Annotated in this window: 17 protein-coding genes; 10 read left to right on the forward strand and 7 right to left on the reverse strand. The window is 73.4% G+C overall.

What is annotated here, in order from left to right; genetic code table 11:
• Positions 1-6: 6 nt before the first annotated feature.
• Positions 7-1,221, forward strand: coding sequence for an MFS transporter (locus HN031_RS19080; protein WP_172274085.1), 1,215 nt, complete (start codon positions 7-9; stop codon positions 1,219-1,221).
• A 346-nt stretch (positions 1,222-1,567) separates the two neighbouring features.
• On the opposite strand, the gene HN031_RS19085 is transcribed toward HN031_RS19080, so the two are convergent.
• Positions 1,568-2,764 (reverse strand): pyrophosphate--fructose-6-phosphate 1-phosphotransferase, encoded by a 1,197-nt coding sequence (locus HN031_RS19085; protein WP_172274088.1) that lies wholly within the window; start codon positions 2,762-2,764, stop codon positions 1,568-1,570.
• A 167-nt stretch (positions 2,765-2,931) separates the two neighbouring features.
• Between HN031_RS19085 and HN031_RS19090 the strand changes: the two genes are divergently transcribed.
• The 4 genes from HN031_RS19090 to HN031_RS19105 all read left to right on the forward strand — a co-directional run bounded on the left by HN031_RS19090 (position 2,932) and on the right by HN031_RS19105 (position 8,324).
• Positions 2,932-4,386, forward strand: a complete 1,455-nt coding sequence (locus tag HN031_RS19090; RefSeq protein ID WP_172274091.1) for an APC family permease — start codon at positions 2,932-2,934, stop codon at positions 4,384-4,386.
• Positions 4,387-4,450: 64 nt separating this feature from the next.
• On the forward strand, positions 4,451-5,812 hold the full coding sequence (locus tag HN031_RS19095) for a metallophosphoesterase (protein WP_172274094.1): 1,362 nt from the start codon (positions 4,451-4,453) through the stop codon (positions 5,810-5,812).
• Positions 5,813-5,886: 74 nt separating this feature from the next.
• Positions 5,887-7,224 carry a class II 3-deoxy-7-phosphoheptulonate synthase gene (locus HN031_RS19100; protein ID WP_172274096.1) on the forward strand — a complete coding sequence of 446 codons (1,338 nt, stop codon included), beginning with the start codon at positions 5,887-5,889 and terminating at the stop codon, positions 7,222-7,224.
• Between the two features lie 98 nt (positions 7,225-7,322).
• A complete protein-coding gene (locus HN031_RS19105) occupies positions 7,323-8,324 on the forward strand; it encodes a GntG family PLP-dependent aldolase (RefSeq protein ID WP_172274098.1) in 1,002 nt (333 codons plus the stop codon).
• Here HN031_RS19105 and HN031_RS19110 read toward each other — a convergent pair.
• The 5 genes from HN031_RS19110 to HN031_RS19130 form a co-directional block, all read right to left on the reverse strand.
• Entirely contained in the window at positions 8,302-9,423 is a 1,122-nt protein-coding gene (locus HN031_RS19110) for a zinc ribbon domain-containing protein (RefSeq protein ID WP_172274100.1), read from the reverse strand. The genes HN031_RS19105 and HN031_RS19110 overlap by 23 nt on opposite strands.
• A 103-nt stretch (positions 9,424-9,526) precedes the next feature.
• Positions 9,527-10,426 carry a DMT family transporter gene (locus tag HN031_RS19115; protein ID WP_172274102.1) on the reverse strand — a complete coding sequence of 300 codons (900 nt, stop codon included), beginning with the start codon at positions 10,424-10,426 and terminating at the stop codon, positions 9,527-9,529.
• 17 nt (positions 10,427-10,443) lie between these two features.
• Positions 10,444-12,606 carry a PASTA domain-containing protein gene (locus HN031_RS21725; RefSeq protein WP_367650824.1) on the reverse strand — a complete coding sequence of 721 codons (2,163 nt, stop codon included), beginning with the start codon at positions 12,604-12,606 and terminating at the stop codon, positions 10,444-10,446.
• 177 nt (positions 12,607-12,783) lie between these two features.
• Positions 12,784-13,557 (reverse strand): transglycosylase SLT domain-containing protein, encoded by a 774-nt coding sequence (locus tag HN031_RS19125; protein WP_172274106.1) that lies wholly within the window; start codon positions 13,555-13,557, stop codon positions 12,784-12,786.
• A 170-nt stretch (positions 13,558-13,727) separates the two neighbouring features.
• Positions 13,728-14,531, reverse strand: coding sequence for a family 16 glycosylhydrolase (locus tag HN031_RS19130; RefSeq protein WP_172274108.1), 804 nt, complete (start codon positions 14,529-14,531; stop codon positions 13,728-13,730).
• Positions 14,532-14,604: 73 nt separating this feature from the next.
• Between HN031_RS19130 and HN031_RS19135 the strand changes: the two genes are divergently transcribed.
• From HN031_RS19135 to HN031_RS19145, 3 genes are read left to right on the forward strand one after another with little or no spacing between them, the layout of a single operon-like run.
• Positions 14,605-14,976 carry a helix-turn-helix domain-containing protein gene (locus tag HN031_RS19135; protein ID WP_172274111.1) on the forward strand — a complete coding sequence of 124 codons (372 nt, stop codon included), beginning with the start codon at positions 14,605-14,607 and terminating at the stop codon, positions 14,974-14,976.
• On the forward strand, positions 14,976-15,524 hold the full coding sequence (locus tag HN031_RS19140) for a ribonuclease domain-containing protein (RefSeq protein ID WP_253943610.1): 549 nt from the start codon (positions 14,976-14,978) through the stop codon (positions 15,522-15,524). Before HN031_RS19135 ends, HN031_RS19140 begins: the two co-directional genes overlap by 1 nt.
• Positions 15,521-15,955 carry a barstar family protein gene (locus HN031_RS19145; protein WP_172274114.1) on the forward strand — a complete coding sequence of 145 codons (435 nt, stop codon included), beginning with the start codon at positions 15,521-15,523 and terminating at the stop codon, positions 15,953-15,955. The genes HN031_RS19140 and HN031_RS19145 overlap by 4 nt, the downstream gene beginning before the upstream one ends.
• 35 nt (positions 15,956-15,990) lie before the next feature.
• Here HN031_RS19145 and HN031_RS19150 read toward each other — a convergent pair whose 3' ends face one another.
• Positions 15,991-17,055 carry a polyprenyl synthetase family protein gene (locus HN031_RS19150; RefSeq protein ID WP_172274117.1) on the reverse strand — a complete coding sequence of 355 codons (1,065 nt, stop codon included), beginning with the start codon at positions 17,053-17,055 and terminating at the stop codon, positions 15,991-15,993.
• A gap of 63 nt (positions 17,056-17,118) precedes the next feature.
• Here HN031_RS19150 and metF point away from each other — a divergent pair, with 63 nt between their 5' ends.
• Both metF and HN031_RS19160 read left to right on the forward strand, forming a co-directional pair.
• Positions 17,119-18,009: a methylenetetrahydrofolate reductase [NAD(P)H] gene (gene metF, locus HN031_RS19155; protein WP_172274120.1), complete on the forward strand. Its 891-nt coding sequence runs from the start codon at positions 17,119-17,121 to the stop codon at positions 18,007-18,009.
• Positions 18,010-18,044: 35 nt separating this feature from the next.
• Entirely contained in the window at positions 18,045-18,653 is a 609-nt protein-coding gene (locus HN031_RS19160) for an SIMPL domain-containing protein (protein WP_172274123.1), read from the forward strand.
• The last annotated feature ends 1 nt before the right edge of the window (position 18,654 follow it).

Here is an 18,654-nt window from a genome sequence, read left to right on the forward strand (position 1 = left end):
CCCCGCGTGGGGGAGCATCGCAGGTTCGTCACGGCCATCGTGGCCGACACCGTCGGCAGCGGGCTCTTCATGCCGATCACGCTGCTCTACTTCCTCGCCATGACCGACCTGTCGCTCGTGCAGATCGGCTCCGCGCTGTCGTTGTCGGCGATCCTCACGATGCCCGGCGCGTTCGTCATCGGCACCCTGGTGGACCGCTTCGGGCCCCGCCTGATGATGCTCGGCGGCAACCTCGTCCAGGCCGCGGGGATGGTCGCCTACCTGTGGACCGACTCGCTGCTCGCGGTGGCGCTGTGGACGGCCCTGCTCAACGTCGGCCGGCAGGCGTTCTGGGGGTCCTTCGGCAACGTGGTGACCGCGATCTCGGCGCCGGGGGAGCGGGAGGTCTGGTTCGGCTTCCTGCAGGCCGTGCGCAACCTCGGCTACTCCGTCGGCGGCGTGCTGGCCGGCATCGCCCTCCAGGTGGGCACGGACGTGGCCTTCCAGGCGGTGGTGGTCATCAACGCGGTGACGTTCGTGGTGGCGTTCGTGCTGCTGCTCGACGTGCCCGACCACCGCGTCGCCCACGCGGACGACGCACCGGTCGAGGGCTGGGGCGTCGTGCTGCGCGACCGCGCCTACCTCCGGCTGGTGGTCGCCCAGCTGGGCTTCGTGACCGGGATGATGGTCCTCAACTTCGCCCTGCCGGTCTACGCCGCCGAGACCATCGACCTCCCCGGCTGGGTCGTGGGAGCGATCTTCACGCTCAACACCGCCCTGGTGGGCCTCGGCCAGGGACTCGTCGTCCGCGGGATGACCGGGCAGGTCCGCGCCCGGATGATGGGGCTGGCCCAGCTGGTCTTCGTGGCCAGCTACGCCATGTTCGTCGTCGCCGGGTGGCTGCCGGTGTGGCTCGCCGTGGTGGTGATGCTCGCGGGATCGGCGGTCTACACGTTCGGCGAGCTGACCGGTGGCCCGGTCTTCAGCGCGACGGCGGCCGAGGCCGCCCCCGACCACCTCCGCGGGCGCTACCTCGGGCTCTTCCAGCTCAGCTGGGGACTCGGCGGTGCCGTGACCCCGGTGGCCTTCACGTGGCTGCTCGCCCACGGCGACACCACCCTGTGGTGGGTCCTCGGGCTCGTGGCGCTCGTCAGCGCGGCGTACCTCCAGACGCTGCCGCGGGTGCTGCCCGCCGCCGGCGCCCGCGTCACGCAGCGCGCCCCGGAGCCGGACGCCGCCTGAGGTGGGGTCCGCCGGCCGCCGGCCGCCGGTCCGCCGGTCCGCCGCTGGGTGGCGGCAGATTGCAGTTTCGGGCTGGCTCGGGTGCAATGTGCCGCCACCTTGCCGACGTACGCCGTGGGGGTGGCGGCAGGTTGCAGCCGGCGGGGGTCCGCAACAGCGATGTGCCGCCACCTTCCCGACGTACGCCGTGGGGGTGGCGGCAGATTGCCGTTTCGGGGTGGCCCGGGTGCGATGTGCCGCCACCTTGCCGAGGTACGCCGTGGGGGTGGCGGCAGGTTGCAGGCGGCGGGGGTCCGCAACAGCGATGTGCCGCCACCCACCGCCGCAGACGAAGCCGGCCGGGCCCTCAGCCCTGGCCGATCCCCGCGAGCAGCTCGGTGAACCACGGCTGCGAGTCGTCGAAGGGCTTGTGGCCGGCGATCCGCTCGAACTCGATGGAGCGCAGCTCGTCACCGCGGTCCTCGTCGTGACCGATGACCCCGGGCCGGCCCTCGAGCGCGCAGGTCACGGCCAGCTCGGCCATCTCGCGGATGAGCGCCAGGTCGGTGTCGTTGGCGGGCGCGGAGCGGGAGAAGTAGCCGGACTTCTGCACCATCTGCTTCTCCGCGCCGATCTCGCGCGCGAACCGCTCGGCGAAGTAGCGGCCCGGGTTGATCGTGTCGATCTTGACGTGGCCGAAGGGGTCGCGACCCACCGTCTCCCCGGCGGCCTCGAGGTCCGCGACGATGTCGTCGATGCCGGCCCCCTCGGCGAGGAAAATGTTGACGCACCCGATCTCGTCCATGACCGCGCGCAGCCGCGTCGCCTCCGCTGCGAGGTCGATGCCGCGCTCGGGGACGTAGACCGCGTGGATCGCCCAGCGGCGAGGGTCGAGCCCGATCCCGGGCAGCCACTCCTGCTCGGCGTGCCAGGCCATGTAGTCGCGCGCCGCGGCGGCGGTCAGCCAGCCGCTCGCCCGGCCCATCACCTCGTGCACGATGAGCATGCGCGGGTTGGAGCCGTGCTCGGCCAGGACGTTCTGCGCGAACCGTGACGCCTGCTCGGCGGCTGTCTGGGCGCCGAGGCTCTGCCGGATCGGGACGATGTCGTTGTCGATGGTCTTGGGCAGGCCGACGACCGTGAGCTCGGAGCCCTGCGTGCGCAGGTACGCCGCGAGGTCGGCCGCCGCGGTGTTGGTGTCGTCGCCGCCGATGGTGTGCAGGACGTCCACGCCGTCGGCCTGCAGCCGGGCCGCCGCCACCGCCAGCGCGGTCTCGTCCTCGCCGATGAGCCCGCGACGGCGGCAGTCGGCGTCGTTGGTCAGCTTGACCCGGCTGTTGCCGATCGGGCTGCCGCCGAAGCGGTGCAGCAGCGAGGCGCCGGCACGCTCGTCGGGCCCGATCGTGACGCTGTTGCCGGTGAGCAGGCCGTGGTAGCCGTGCCGGTAGGCGATCAGCTCGATCTCGGGGTCGGTGGCGTCGTAGGTCTCGATCAGGGCACCCACGGCGGAGGACAGGCACGGGGCGTAGCCGCCGGCCGTCAGGAGCGCAACACGCTTCGGCATGGGCGACAGGGTAGTTAGAACGATCCAACACCGGAAGGGCGGTCCGGCGCCGTGGGCCCCCGGGCGACACGGTGCACCCCGAGGGGGAGGGGTGGTTGCCACCTCCCACGCGGAGGTCCATTGTGAGCCTGACCGCGCACGTGCGTGGACCGACGAGGGGAGTCTCGATGAGCGCCACGGAAGCGACCCAGAAGGACGTCAACGGATCCGAGCCGGAGCTCAACCGGGTGATCGGCCCCCGCCTGCTGCTGCTGTTCATCGTCGGGGACATCCTCGGCACCGGCGTCTACGCCCTCACCGGGTCGGTCGCTGGTGAGGTCGGTGGTGCCGCCTGGGCGCCGTTCCTCGTGGCGTTCGTGGTCGCGACGATCACCGCCTTCTCCTACCTCGAGCTGGTCACCCGATACCCCCAAGCCGCCGGTGCCGCGCTCTACACGCACAAGGCGTTCGGCATCCACTTCGTGACGTTCCTGGTGGCGTTCACCGTCATGTGCTCCGGCATCACCTCGGCGTCCACGGCGTCCAACGCCTTCGCCGGCTTCCTCAACGACGGCTTCGACCTCGGCTTCGAGGTGGGCGGCGTGGGCATCCTCGTCACCGCGCTGGCGTTCATGGCGCTCGTGGCGGCCGTGAACTTCCGCGGCGTGGGCGAGAGCGTCAAGGCCAACGTCGTGCTCACGCTCGTCGAGCTGTCCGGCCTGCTGATGATCATCTTCATCGGCCTGTATGCCGTCACCCAGGGCAACGCCGACTTCTCGCGGGTGGTGGTCTTCGAGAGCCCCAGCGACAAGAGCACCTTCTTCGCGATCACCGCCGCCACGTCGCTCGCGTTCTTCGCGATGGTCGGCTTCGAGGACTCGGTCAACATGGCCGAGGAGTGCCACGACCCGATCCGCGACTTCCCGAAGATGATGCTCACCGGCCTCGGCGTCACCGGGGTGATCTACCTCCTGGTCTCGATCACGGCGGTGGCCCTGGTGCCGGTCGGCGACCTCACCGACCCGGCCAAGGGGCAGGCGCTGACCCAGGTGGTGGCCGCCGGCGCTCCCGACCTCCCCTTCGACACGATCTTCCCCTTCATCGGCATGTTCGCCGTGGCCAACTCGGCGCTCATCAACATGCTCATGGCCAGCCGCCTTCTCTACGGCATGGCGAACCAGGACGTCCTTCCCCGCGTGCTCGGCAAGGTGCACCGGACGCGGCGCACGCCGTGGGTCTCCATCCTGTTCACGACCGCGATCTCGTTCGCGCTGATCATCTACGTCGTCCGGGCGAGCGCGTCGGAGGAGGGCGCCACGTCGGTGGCCCTGCTGGGCGGCACGACCGCCCTGCTGCTGCTGTGCGTCTTCACCGTCGTCAACATCGCGCTGATCGTCATCCGGCGCCGCCCGTCCGACCACCAACACTTCACCGCCCCGACGGTGCTGCCCTACGTCGGCGCCATCACGTGCGCGTTCCTGGCGGGTCCGTGGGCGCGCAGCGAGGAGCAGCAGGAGCAGTACGTCATCGCGGGCTTCCTGCTCCTCGCCGGGCTGGTGCTCTGGGTGGTCACCTGGCTGGTCAACCGGGGCGGTCGGGCGAAGAAGACGGGGTTCCGCGACATCGAGCACCTCGAGGACTGAGCCCCCTCCGCGACACGGCCGGGCACCTACCGGCCGGGTGGGTCGCGCCATCTACGGTTGGCGCGTGACTCGACGACCCCTCGGCCCGGTGCTCGCCGTGCTGATCGCCTCGGCGCTCGGCTGCACGTCGGTCAGCCCGTCGGCGCCGTCGGCGAGCGCGACGCCCGGTGGGGACGAGTCCGGTGCCACGGTGCGCCCGACGCCTCCGGCGCAGGATCCCGCCGCACGCGAGCCCGGGGGCCCGCGCGACCGCCCCCAGGTGCCGCACGCGCCCGACGTGCCCGGTGCCTACCGCTTCATCTCGGCGCCCGACTTCCTCAACCAGGACGTCGCCGACCTCACCGCCGGGGGCCGCGAGGAGTACGTCGTCGAGGCCACCGGCGAGGTGGCCAACTCCACCAACGCCGAGTACGACGTCGCGCTCGACCGGGTCCTCGACGAGATGGCCTCCCACGGCACCGACGACGTCCTCGTCGCCGGCGACCTCGTCGAGGGCCGGTGGGGCCGCGACGACTCGGGCACCGGGGTCTTCGGGCCGGTGCGGACCGAGGCCCAGCGGCTCCGGGCCTGGCGCCGCGCGGCCGCGGTCTACTACCCGGCCTGGCGCGAGCGCTTCGCCGAGCGTGGCCTGCGGACCTACACCGCGGTCGGGGACCACGAGCTCGGCGACGACCCGTGGCGAGCGCCGCACAGCCCGTGGGTCGACTTCAAGCGACGACACGTCCCGCAGTTCAAGGAGATCTACGCCGAGCAGATGCTCACCCGCGCCGACGGGACGCCCCGGTTCACCGACCGGCCCCGCCGCGGGCCGGCCCGCGACACCGCGTACGCCGTGCGCCTCGACGCCGACGTCCTGCTCGTCACCCTCGACGTCTTCGAGCGCCGCGACGGGGACGTGCACACGTCCCTCGACCCGGCCCAGCTGCGCTGGCTGCGACAGGTGCTGCGCCGAGCCCGCGCCGACGAGGTCCCCTGGGTGGTCGTGCAGGGACACACGCCGATGACCGCCGACGTCCGCACCCGCAGCTCCAGCAAGCTGGTCTACGAGCGCGGCGCGCGCTCGGACCTGTGGCGCACCATGGTCGAGGGCGGCGTCGACGTCTACCTCAGCGGTGAGGTGCACGACCAGACGGTCCACCAGCGCGACGGGATCCTCGAGGTGTCCCACGGGTCGCTGTTCTACCGCGGAGAGGCGTCCTACGTCGTCGGGCAGGTGACGGGCGACCGCCTCGTGCTCGAGAACCGGCAGTTCCGCGGCGAGGTCGGCTTCGAGGACCGGCTCTGGACCACCTCGCGACAGGGTGCACCGGGTCACATCAGCTATCCGCGCCGCTCGATCGTCACGGGGACGCTGGAGGCCAGCCGCACCCGCTCCGGCGGGGTCCGCGTCGACGACGCCGACGGCATCTTCACGCTGCGGCGCTGACCACTCCCCGGGCCGTCCGTTCAGGGGTCGGTCACGGTTCGGGCGACCTGCGGCTCCCGCCGTACCCTTGCAGGGTGAACGCCATCCCCACCCTCGAGCAGCTGCACGCGCTCGGGCCCCTGCAGCAGCCGCGCTACCCCGACGCCGGGGCGGTCGACGCTGCCGTGGCCCGACTGAGGACCGCGCCGCCGCTGGTCTTCGCGGGCGAGTGCGACGACCTCACCGAGAAGATCGCCGCGGTCACCCGCGGCGAGGCCTTCCTGCTCCAGGGCGGCGACTGCGCCGAGACCTTCGCCGGCGTGACCGCCGACAACGTCCGCAACAAGCTGCGGGTGCTGCTGCAGATGGCGGTCGTCCTGACCTACGCCGCCTCCGTCCCGGTCGTGAAGCTCGGCCGGCTCGCCGGGCAGTACGCCAAGCCGCGCAGCTCCGACGAGGAGACGCGCGACGGCGTGACGCTGCCGGCCTACCGCGGCGACGCCGTCAACGGCTACGACTTCACGCCCGAGGCGCGCATCCCCGACCCGCAGCGGCTGGTCGACGTCTACAACTCCTCCGCGGCGACGCTCAACCTGGTGCGCGCCTTCGTCACCGGTGGCTACGCCGACCTGCGCCAGGTGCACACCTGGAACACCGACTTCGTGCAATCCTCGCCGTTCGGCCAGCGCTACGAGGCCGTGGCCGACGAGATCGAGCGGGCGCTGACGTTCATGAAGGCCATCGGCGCCGACCCGGACGAGTTCCACCGCGTCGACTTCCACTCCAGCCACGAGGCGCTGCTGCTGGAGTACGAGCAGGCGCTGACCCGCATCGACTCGCGCACCGACCTGCCCTACAACGTCTCGGCCCACTTCGTGTGGATCGGCGAGCGCACCCGCCAGCTCGACGGCCCCCACGTCGAGCTGCTGTCGCGGATCAAGAACCCGATCGGCATCAAGCTCGGCCCGACCACCACCCCGGACGACGCGCTGGCCTACGCCGCCCGGCTCAACCCGGAGAACACCCCCGGCCGGCTCACCTTCATCACCCGCTTCGGTGCCGGCAAGATCCGCGACGGCCTCCCGGCCCTCGTGGAGAAGGTCAGCGCCGAGGGCCTCAACGTGGCGTGGGTCTGCGACCCGATGCACGGCAACACGTTCGAGGCCTCGTCGGGCTACAAGACCCGCCGCTTCGACGACGTGATCGAGGAGGTGCAGGGCTTCTTCGACGTCCACCGCAGCCTCGGCACGTGGCCCGGTGGCGTGCACGTCGAGCTCACCGGCGACGACGTCACCGAGTGCATCGGCGGCGGTGAGGAGATCGACGAGGCCGGCCTGGCCAACCGCTACGAGTCGGTCTGCGACCCGCGCCTCAACCGGGTGCAGTCTCTCGAGCTGTCGTTCCTCGTCGCGGAGATGCTGCGCAAGGCCTGAGCACCGCCCGAGCGGTGAGTGAGGCACCTTTTCGGGTGGCAGAACCTGGCTCACGCACCGCTGCCCGGCACGCCGGCGACGCCGGGTAGGTTCGCCCCGTGATCGACCTGCGCTCCGACACCCTCACCCGGCCGACCGACGCGATGCGCGAGGCGATGGCCCGCGCCGAGGTGGGCGACGACGTCTACGGCGAGGACCCGACGGTCACCGCCCTGCAGGAGCGCGTCGCGGACATGTTCGGCCACGAGGACGCGCTGTTCACGCCCACCGGGTCGATGGCCAACGTGCTGGCGGTCGCGTCCCTCGTCGCCCCCGGCGAGGAGGTGCTCTGCGAGTCCTCCGCGCACATCGCCCGCGCCGAGCTGGGCGCGCACGGGGCGATCAGCGGCATCACCATGCGCACCTGGACCCACCCCCGCGGGCAGGTCGACCTGGCCGCGGTCGAGTCCCTCCACGCGCCCGACATGGGCCCCTTCTTCGTCCGGACCGCCGCGGTGTCGGTGGAGAACACGCACAACTTCGCCGGCGGCGCGGTGCTGCCGCTCGAGGACCTCCGGGCCCTGCGCGCGTGGGCCGACGGCACGGGCACCCGGATCCACCTCGACGGCGCCCGGCTGTGGAACGCCCACGTCGCCACCGGCACCCCGCTCGCCGACTACGGGCGCATCGCCGACGTCCTCGCGGTGTGCCTGTCCAAGGGCCTGGGTGCGCCCATCGGCTCGCTGATGGTCGGCTCGGCGGACGCCGTGGCCGAGGCCCGGGTGCGCCGCAAGCGGATGGGCGGCGGGATGCGGCAGGTCGGCGTCCTGGCCGCGGCGGGGGCGTACGCCCTCGACCACCACGTCGAGCGGCTCGCCGAGGACCACGGGCACGCGCGGCTGCTGGGCGAGGCCCTGGGCCTCGACCCGGCGACGATCGACACCAACATCGTCGTCGTCGAGCGCCCCGACGCGGCGGCGTTCGTGGCGGCAGCGGCCGAGGAGGGCGTCCGGATCGCCGCGGTGGGTCCGCGGACCGTACGCCTGGTGACGCACCTCGACCTCACCGAGGCCGACGCCCAGCGGGCGGCGGCCGTGCTCAGCCGGCTCGCCGGCCGATGACCGACACCTCGCTGATCGCGGTGTAGTCGCGCCCGAGGTTGCCGCTGCCCGGCGGGGTCACGGAGCCGATGGTGATCGTGACGGTGCCCGTCTCCACCGGCGGGACCTTGAGCGTCTGCAGCCCGGGTCGCTCGGCGAAGGTCTGGTCGACGGAGGTGCCGTCGTCGAAGGTCCAGGTGACGGCGAGGATGCGGCGGTTGTTGGGGTACCAGTCGACGCCGGCGACCTGCTTGGCGTAGCCGTTGACGAGCCCCACTCGCGACACCACGCCGGGCTCGGTGAGGGTCACCGTCACGGCCTGGCCGGTGGCGTCGCCGGCGGTGCGCCAGGTGGTGCTCGGGTCGCCGTCGCCCATCTGGCTGGCTTCGTAGGCCACCAGGTTGCCGTCGAAGTCGGTCGTCGGGGGACCGGTGCCGGGCACCTCGAAGGTGGCCCCGCGTGCCAGGTCGAGGCGCTCGCCGACACCCGTCGGTCCCTCGTCCGGCGCCTCGCCCTCGGACGCGGACTCCTGCGGACGCTCGGCGGCACTGCCCGCTGACGTCTCCTCCGTCGTCGGGTCGGAGGCGGTGTCGTCGCCGTCGGTGCCGAGGACCCGGAGCAGCACGAACACCAGCGCGAGCAGCACCACCGCACCGACGACCCAGGCGATCCAGGCGCGTCCGCGGAGCGGGGCGTCGGCGTCGAGGTCGTCCACCTCCTCGTAGGGGAGCAGCTCGACGCGCGGGTCCCACTCCGACGCCCGGCGCGCGGGCGCGGGTCCTGGGGCGGTGACCGGCGGGACCGGGGTGGGGTCGGCGGCCTGCACGGGCATCACGGTGGTCGCCTCCGGAGGGGTCGGTGCCGAGGTGCTCGGCTCCGGGGTGTGATCGGTGGCCGACTCGGTGGTCGGCTCGGTGGTCGGGTCGGGCGTCGGCGCGGCCGGTGCCTCGTCCGCTCGGGTAGCGGGCTCGACGACCGCTGCGGCCGTCGGCGCGGCGACGGGCGCCGCGACCGGAGGCGCCTCCTGGCGCACTGGTGCGGGGGCGCCGATGCGGTGGCCGCAGTTGAGGCAGAACCGGCCCACGCCCAGCTCCGCCCCGCACGCCACGCACCTGTCCACGCGCCCACGATAGGGGGACGCGCCCACGGCGTGCCTCCTTCCCAGGGACAGGGTCGACGGGCGGTGGACGCTGCGAGGTCGCCCGAGAGGCGTCGCGTGCGGGTCAGACGGCGATGTGCGTGACCTCGCCCTCGACGACGCGGCGTGGCGCGAGCTCGACGGTGAGCATCGCGACGAGGACCATCGACCCGCCGAGCAGCAACCGGGTGGTCAGGCTCTCGCCGCCGAGCCAGACGGCGAAGAAGGAGGCGAACACCGGCTCCATGCTCATCAGGATCGCGCTGCGGGTCGGCGGCAGGTGGGCCTGCGCCCAGGTCTGCGCGAAGAGGCCGAGCGCCGCGACCACGACGGCCATGTAGAGCACGGACAGCCAGTCCGACGTGCGGTCGGGCAGGACGATGCCGTCGTGGGCGGTCGCGACCGTGCAGACCGTCGCGATGACGATCATCTGCAGGATGGTCATGCCCAGGGCGTCCTGCGGACGCGACCAGGCGCCCAGCCCCACGATGTGCAGGGCGTAGAGCACGGCCGAGGTCAGCGTGATCAGCTCGCCGTAGCCGATGCTGAAGCCGTCGAGCGCCAGGACGCCGAGCCCGACGGTCGCCAGCACCACGGCGGCCCAGGTGACGGGCGGGATGCGGGTCTTGAGGATCACGGCCGCGAGCAGCGGCGTGAAGACGACGTAGAGGCCGGTGACGAAGCCGCTGACGCTCGCCGGGGTGTGCGCCAGGCCGGCCGTCTGCAGGATCTGCGCCACGCCGTAGAGCAGGCCGAGGACGGCGGCGTGCGTGCGCACCTCGGGGGAGAGCCGGCCCAGCGCCCGTGGCGCCACGACCAGGAGCACCACGGAGGCGATGGTGAAGCGCACGGCGAGGAAGTCGAGCGTCGGCACCCGCTCGAGCAGGTCCTTGATGAGGAAGAACGTGCTGCCCCAGCAGGCCGCGATGGCGAGGAGTGCGGCACTGGCCAGCAGGGTCGTACGACGGGTCTGCTCGGCGTGCACGCCGACAGGCTAGGACCTCAGACGACGAACAACGTGATCGTGGATCCCTTGGGCACGCGCTCGCCCTCACCGGGGTCCGAGCTCGAGACGTAGCCCAGGCCGAGGTAGATCTGGGCCTGCTCGGTCTCGACCTCGAAGCCGAGGTCCTCGAGCACGTCCGTGGCCGCCTCGACGCCCATCGCCTCGAGCCGCGGCACCTCGACCAGCTCCGGTCCCAGCGAGACCACGAACGACACCGTGTCGCCGCGGAACAGCGTGCCGGTCGCGGGGTCCTGCGAGATGACGGTGCCCTCGGGGACGGTGTCGCTGTACTCCTCGCCGGCCACGCTCACCTCGAGCCTGCGCTTCTCCAGCGCCGTCCGGGCGGCGTCGAACGACCGGCCGGTCCAGTCCTTGACCTCGATCGGCTTGCGACCGCGACTCAGCACCAGGTCGACGGTGGCGCCCGGCTTGAGGACCGTGCCCACCTTCGGCGAGGTGCGGATGACCTGTCCCTCGGGCACGGTCTCGCTCCACCGGCCGACGCTCTCGCCGAAGTCGAGGTTGGTCGCGGCCAGCGCGTCCTGCGCCTGGTCCTCGGTCTGCCCGGCCAGGTCAGGCACGCCGTAGCGCTCCGGGCCGAGGGAGAGGACCAGGGTGACGGTGCCGCCGTCGAGGACCCGGTCGCCGGGACCGGGGTCGGTCGAGATGACCAGCCCGGCGGCGAGGTTCTCGGAGTACGCCGGCTCGCCGACCTCGGCCTCCAGGCCGGCGGACTCGAGCTCCGCGGTCGCCGTGGCCTCGTCGACCGACAGGACGCCGGGCGTGGTCGTGTAACGCTCCCAGCCGAACCACCAGGCGCCCGCGCCGATCCCGGCCACCAGCAGGACGGCGAGCACGAACGCGATCGGACCCTTCCGGGAGCGGCGCCTCGCGGTCGTGGCGACGGGGGCGACCTTCGAGGGCGCCCGCCCCGGAGCGGGGCCCGGACGACGCGGCGCGTCGGCGCTCGCGGGCAGCGCGGTGGTCGCCGGCTCGACGGACCCCGTGCCGTCCGGGCGCGGCGTGGTCGTCATCGGCTCGGTCATCGGAGCCGGCGCGGGACCCGTCGAGGGCACGAGGTGACGCTCGAGGGCGGTCGTCCGGTCCGGGCTGCCGTCGGCGACGAGCCCGGAGTCGCGCGGGTCGACCTCGGTGAGCAGGGCCAGCGCGCCGGCGTCGAACGGCTCGGGCGTGGTGTCGTTGCGGGTGTCGCCGGCGGTGCCCGTGCCGTCGTCGCCGGGGACCCGGCGGGGGAGGAGGTCGGTGGCGAGGTCCGGGTCCGACGCGAGTCCGTCGCGCAGCGCCTGCTCGACGCGGTGCAGGTGGTGCAGCAGCACCGTCGCGTCGGCGGGGCGCTGGTCGCGGTCGCGCGAGGTGGCGCGGGCGACGAGCGCGTCGACGTAGTCGGGGATGTCGGGCTGCAGCACCGACGGCATGGGGACGTCGTGGTGCACGTGGCGGTAGGCCACCTGGATCGGCGACTCTCCCTCGTGCGGCTTCTTGCCGGTCAGCAGCTCGTGGAGCACGACACCGGCGGCGTAGACGTCGGCGCGGGCGTCCGCCCTGCCGTCGACCACGAGCTCGGGAGCGAGGTAGGACACGGTGCCGATCAGCACCCCGCCGGTGGCGGTGTGCTGGGTGTCGGCGCTGACCGCCTTGGCCAGGCCGAAGTCGGCCACCTTCACCCGGCCGCCGTGCGCCTCGTCGGCGATGAGGACGTTCTCGGGCTTCACGTCGCGGTGCACCAGCCCGGCGCGGTGGGCGGCGGCGAGCGCCGAGACGACCGGCTCCAGCAGCGCGAGCGCCCGGGTGGGAGGCATCGGCGCCTCCTTGCGGATCACGTCGCGCAGCGTGTGGCCGGGCACGTACTCCATGACCAGGAAGACGGTGTCGGTGCCGTCGGCGGTGTCGTCGCCCTGGTCGTAGACACCCACCACGTGGGGGTGGTTGAGGCGGGCCGCGGCGCGGGCCTCGCGCACGAACCGCTCCGCGAACGCCTGGTCGTCGCCGAGGCCGGGGTGCATCACCTTCACCGCGACCGTCCGGTCGAGGCGGGTGTCGGTGGCCTCGTAGACACTGGCCATGCCGCCGCGGGCCACCCGGGAGAGGATGCGGTAGCGACGGTCCAGCAGCCGTCCGACCAAGGGGTCGCCAGACACGCCGGGCGCGGCTGCGCGGGCGTGCTCGGATGGCTCCACTGATCGACCTCCAACGCCGGACGGGGAAGGATCCGGCGCGACCATCGTACGGAAGGGCCGCGTGCGGCCACGCCGACGCGCGGGCTCCGGCGTGGCGTGGCGTCCCTCGCCTGCCGAGCGGGGCCGCGGCGCGGAGGCTCACGCAGGTGGCCGGCCGTCCTCGAGGCGGCGCTTGATGGCCTCGACGTTGCGGACGTACGTGCGGGTCTCGTCGTAGAGGCCGTGGCGGCGCACCGCGCCGAGGCCCTGGTAGTAGGCGCCGATCGTGTGCGCGCGGCGCTCGGTGTGGGTCGCGAGCACGCGGAGCAGCAGGACCCCGGCCTTCGCGTTGTCGCCGAGGCGGCGCAGGTCGAGCGGCCTGCCGGCGTAGTGCTCCATCCAGCGACCCGTGGCGGCCAGGACCTGCATGGCGCCGATCGCACACGCGTGCGACACCACGTCCATCTGCCACCCCGACTCCTGCCAGGCCACGGCCAGCGCCAGGTGCGGGTCGACGTCGTGACGGCGTGCGGCCCCGGCGATCACCCGGCGCACCTTCTCCCGGTCGCCCTCGGGGTGCTGCCACGCCGCGTCGGCACGGTCGTCACCCGGCGACCCGCTTGTCCGCACGACCGGGATCACGATCTCCTGCCCCACCCGCATGCGCCCGGCGCTGCCGAGGTGGTTGTGGGCGAGGATCTCTCGGGTCCACGCGTGGAACCTGACGGCCAGTCCGGAGGCGGTGTCGCCTGGCTGGACGACGTACGGGACCGGGGTGCGGCCGGCAGGCAGGCGGTCGTGGTCCGCGCGGGCCGGTGCGGCGACCCCGAGCGAGCCACAGGTCACCGCGAGGCCGAGCACGAGGTTCGCCAGGGTCGTGCCCGGGCGGCTCCGGGCGATCCTGCGGGTCGGGGTGCGGTCGGGTCGGGGCACGGCTGCTCTCCTTGCTCGTCCGCTGCGCCCGGGTCCGGGGACCCGGGAGGGAAGCGCGCGAACGAGCACTCGACGTTACCGACCCGGCTCCGCACGGGCGTGTCCGGGCGCCGGCCGGGCGGGTCGGGCGCTGCCCGGGCGGAGGGCCGGGAGGCGGGTCAGCAGGCGGGTCAGCAGGCGGCGGGGAACGAGCTCAGCTCGAACGGCGGTGCCTTGATCGAGCGCTCGTTGGGGGCACGCATCGTCCAGTAGCGCATCCAGTCCATCTGCATCCGGGCCGGGTGCATCGTGGCGCCGTCGCGGGCACGCAGCTCGAACCTGAGCTGGCGGCGCACCGGGTCGAGGGCCTCGGGACGGCGCTCGGTGTTGATGACGTGCGCGTCGACGAACCACGAGATGTGGTCCTCGGCGACCTCGACGGCGTAGGTGTGCCAGCGGTCGTTCTTGAGATGGCGGCCGTGGAAGCCGCGGTAGGAGCTGTTGGGCAGCGTGTGGACGTAGGACTTCACCGTGTTGGTGCCCACCGTGAAGTTCTGGACCCCGATGTCGCGCCCGCCGCAGTGCTGGTCGCGGCTGCCGGCCGGGACCAGCTCGGTGACCACCTTGTAGTCCTTGCCGCCCTGCGTCTTGTCCATGCGGCGCGCGCGCATCCGGATCTCCCAGCGGCCGTAGGTGTGGCCGGGGAGGTCGAGCGTGGCCGCGACGCTGCCCTTGCGGGTGGTCATCAGGGTGAGCATGCCGTTCTGCGTCCGTACGATCCCGCGGCCGGACTTCTTCCAGTAGCCCGGCTTGGGGCCGATGAACTCTTGGCGGAACACCCCGTGCTGGTACCAGCCGAAGGTGTTGCCGGCGTGGATGGGACCCGGTGCGGCGCCGTTGTGGTGGTCGGCCGACGCGGGGGAGGCGACGGGGGAGAGCGTGAGCGCCATCAGGCCGACCAGGGCCGCGGCGAGCACGGAGCGGAAGGGGTGCATCCGCCACACGCTAGGCGGCGCCCGCCGCGCCCACAACTCCCGCCTCCCGGGCCGCCTCACCTAGGCTTCGCGCATGAGTGACGTACCCCTGGCCGACCGTGACCTGGCGGCCCTCGTGCCGGAGTGGCTCGACTGGAGCGAGGTCGCCCAGCTGCTCGGCGTGACGCCCGGCAAGGTCCGCACCATGATCCGCGAGCACGAGCTGGCCGCCGCCGTCCCCTGGCCCGGCGCCGGGCCGCGCGTGCCGGCCGAGTTCATCCACGACGGCCTCGTGGTCAAGGGCCTGCCGGGGCTGCTGACCCTGCTGCACGACCACCGGTTCGACGACCGTGAGTGCATCGCCTGGCTCTTCACCGACGACGACCTCCCCGGCCGCCCGATCGACGCGCTGCGAGAGAACCGCGGCAGCGAGGTCAAGCGGCGCGCGCAGGTGCTGGAGTACTGATGGCCGCGTCGGCGGGACGGCGGCGCTACCGGTGGCTGGTGCTGCTGGTCGCCGCGGCCATCCTGCTGGTGTCGATGTTCATCCCCGCCGACCGGGACGGCACCGACTCGGGAGCGGGCGCGGAGGACGCGACGTCGGAGCGGGCCTCGGAGCCGGACTTCTCCTCACCGACCCACGAGGTGACCGCCACCCCCACGAGGGACTCCACGAACTTCCCGGCGACCCCACCGCCGTCCGCGTCGGGAGGTACCGACCCCGGGAGCGGCCTCCCGGTGGTGCGGCTCGACGACCTGCCGCCCGAGGCGGCTCGCACCGTCGAGGCGATCGCGGACGGGCCACCGTTCCCCGAGGACCGCGACGGGGTGACGTTCGAGAACCGCGAGGAGCTGCTGCCCGACCGGGCGCGGGGCTACTACCGCGAGTTCACCGTGCCCACGCCCGGCTCGTCAGACCGCGGCGCCCGACGCATCGTGGCCGGTCAGGGCGGCGAGCTCTACTGGACCGCCGACCACTACCGGTCCTTCTCGCGCATCGCAGGCTCGCCGTGAGCGGCCTGGCAGCGCTGCTCGCGGGGCGCGAGGCGCCTGACCTCTACCTGTGGCACGCCGCCTTCGACCCCGAGGACGTCCGCCACACCGTCGAGCACGCCGGCTGGGGGTTCGGGCACGTCGACGGCTGGACCGGCGCCGACACCAAGCCGGCGTTCCTCGCCGCCGTCGGGGAGGCGCTCGACTTCCCGGACCACTACGGCCAGAACTTCGACGCGCTCGCCGACTGCCTCCACGACGTCGGCACCGGTCACGACGGCGTGGTGCTGCTCTGGGACGGGTGGGCCACCCTGGCTCGCTCGGACGAGAAGGCCTTCAGCATCGCGCTCAGCGTGCTCGGCTCCCGGGTCCACGCCGATCGCGGCATCCCCTTCGCGGTGCTGCTGCGCGGCGAGGGCCCGGTCGTGCCCGGGGTCCCCAGCCTGGACTGAGGGCCGCCACCCCCGCGGCCCGGGACGGGCAGCGGTCAGAGCGTCCGCTGCGTGGCGGCGGCGGCGAGCTCGGTCAGCACGACGCGGGCGTGGTCGTCGACGTCGGCCGGCTGCAGGGCAGCCACCGCACGGTCGGCGAGCGCCCCGATGACGTCCTCGACCTGGGCGCGGGCGCCCGAGTCCTCGATGATGCCGCGCAGCTCGTCGACGTCGGCGGGGCCGAGCGGCGTACCGAGTGCGCCGTCGAGGCGACGGGCGGCGGCCGGCGGGGCCGCGTCGAGGGCGAGCGCGACGAGGACCGTCCGCTTGCCCTCCACCAGGTCGTCGCCGGCCGGCTTGCCGGTCTCCTCGGGGTCGCCGAAGACCCCGAGCAGGTCGTCACGGAGCTGGAAGGCCTCGCCGAGGGGCAGTCCGAAGCGGGTGAGCTGCTCGATCTGGTCGGCCGTGGCGCCGGCGAGCCCCGCCCCGATGTGGAGAGGACGCTCGATGGAGTACTTCGCGGACTTGTAGCGCAGCACCGTCATGGCGGTGTCGACGTCGGCGCGCCCGCGCGCCTGCACGGACACGTCGAGGAACTGACCCGCGATCACCTCGCTGCGGCACTGCTCGAACAGGGCGAGGCCGGCCGCCGTCTCCTGGGTGCCGAAGCCGCTGCCGCGCAGCATGTCGCCGGCCCAGCCGAGGAGGAGGTCGCCGAGCAGGATGGCCGCCGCGGCGCCGTACTGCTCGGGGGCGCCGCGCCAGCCCGCCGCCCGGTGCTCGGCCTCGAAGGTCCGGTGGGTGGCGGGGCGGCCGCGCCGGGTGTCGGAGGCGTCCATGTAGTCGTCGTGCACCAGGGCGCTGGCGTGCAGCACCTCCAGCGAGGCGCACGCGCGGGCGAGGGCGGCCGGGTCGGCGACCTCCGGCCGGATCGCCCGGTAGCCCCAGTGGCAGAACGACGCCCGGAACCGCTTGCCGCCACGGACCGCGGTGCGGGCCTCCGCGACGAGCCGGCCGGCGTCGGGCCCGAGGGGCGCGAGCTCGGCCTCGCGCGCGGCGAGGAAGTCGTCGAGCACCTGCTGGACCTGGTCGCGGAAGGCGGCGGGGTCCCAGGTCGTCACGCGAGCAGCCTAGACAGTGGGACAGGTGCCCGACGCATTCCGGTCGTCCGTAGGCTGTTGCGCATGACGCACGGACGGGACCTGAGCATGCGCGAGCTCCTGGAGCGTGGCGACAGGTCCTTCTCCTTCGAGTTCTTCCCGCCCAAGGACGAGGCGGGGGAGCAGCAGCTGTGGCAGGCGATCACCGAGCTCGAGCCCTTCGGGCCGACGTTCGTCTCGGTGACCTACGGCGCCGGCGGCACCACGCGCGACCGCACGGTCGCGATCACCGAGCGCATCGCCCGGGAGACGAGCATGCTGCCAGTGGCGCACCTGACCTGCGTGGGCCACACCACCGACGAGATCGGCGCCATCCTCGACGAGCTCAGCGAGGCCGGCGTACGGCACGTGATGGCGCTGCGCGGCGACCCGCCGGGCGGCCCGGGGACGCCGTGGACCCCGACCGAGGGCGGCCTGACGTACGCCGACGAGCTGGTCGCGCTGATCCGCCGGCGCCCCGACATGCGGATCGGCGTCGCGGCCTTCCCGGAGGGCCACGTCGACGCCGCGGACCTTGACGCGGACGCACGGGTGCTCAAGGCCAAGTACGACGCGGGCGCCGAGTTCGCCGTGACCGAGATGGTGCTCCGCGCCTCCGACTACGTCGGGCTGGTCGAGCGGGCGCGGGCGGTCGGCGCGGACCTGCCGATCATCCCGGGCATCATGCCGATCCTCAACCTCCGCTCGATGGAGCGGATGGTCGAGCTCTCGCGTCGCCAGCTCCCGCAGGAGGTCGCCGACCGGCTGGCGCCGCTCGCCGACGACCCGCAGCGGCTGCGCACCGAGGGCATCGCCATCGCGACCGAGCTGTGCGAGGCGCTGCTCGACGCGGGCGCACCGGGCCTGCACTTCTACACGCTCAACCGCTCGAGGGCGACGCGGGAGATCTTCGCCAACCTCTGCATCACCGCCTGACCGGCCGGTCCCGCCGGGCCCACTACGGTGAGGGCATGCAGACCGTCACCGTGACCGGGACCGGCACCGCCAGCGTCGCTCCGGACTCCGCGGTCGTCCGGCTCGCGGCGGTCGGGCGTGGCAGCGGCGTCGCGGAGGCCTTCTCGGTCATGACGGCCGCCGCCGCGTCGGTGGTCGAGGTCGCCCTGCGGCACACCGACGTGCGACGGACCGCCTCGACCGGCATCACCGTCTGGCCGGCCCGCGACCACGAGGGCCGCGAGGCCGGCTTCGAGGCGCGCCACTCCTACGCCATCGCGTGCGCCGACCTCGCCGCCGCGGGCGCGATGCTGGCTGCGCTCGCCGACGAGGTCGGTGACCGGCTCGCGATCGACAGCGTGGGCCTCGAGGTCACCGAGGACCACGGTGCCGGGGCCAAGGCCCGCGAGGCGGCGTTCCACGACGCGCGCGACCGCGCCGCCCAGCTCGCCCGGATGGCCGGCGCCGGGCTCGGGGCGGTGCAGACGATCGTCGAGGCCGACGGCGGCCACGGGCCGTCCCCGGTGGCGAAGCTGGCGCTGGCCCGCGACCAGGCGGGCGGCCTCGAGCCCGGCGAGGCGACGGTGACGACGACGGTGACCGTGGTGTGGGAGCTCGCCCACTGAC

Source organism: Nocardioides sp. zg-1308, assembly GCF_013155375.1.
Lineage (GTDB): Bacteria > Actinomycetota > Actinomycetes > Propionibacteriales > Nocardioidaceae > Nocardioides > Nocardioides renjunii.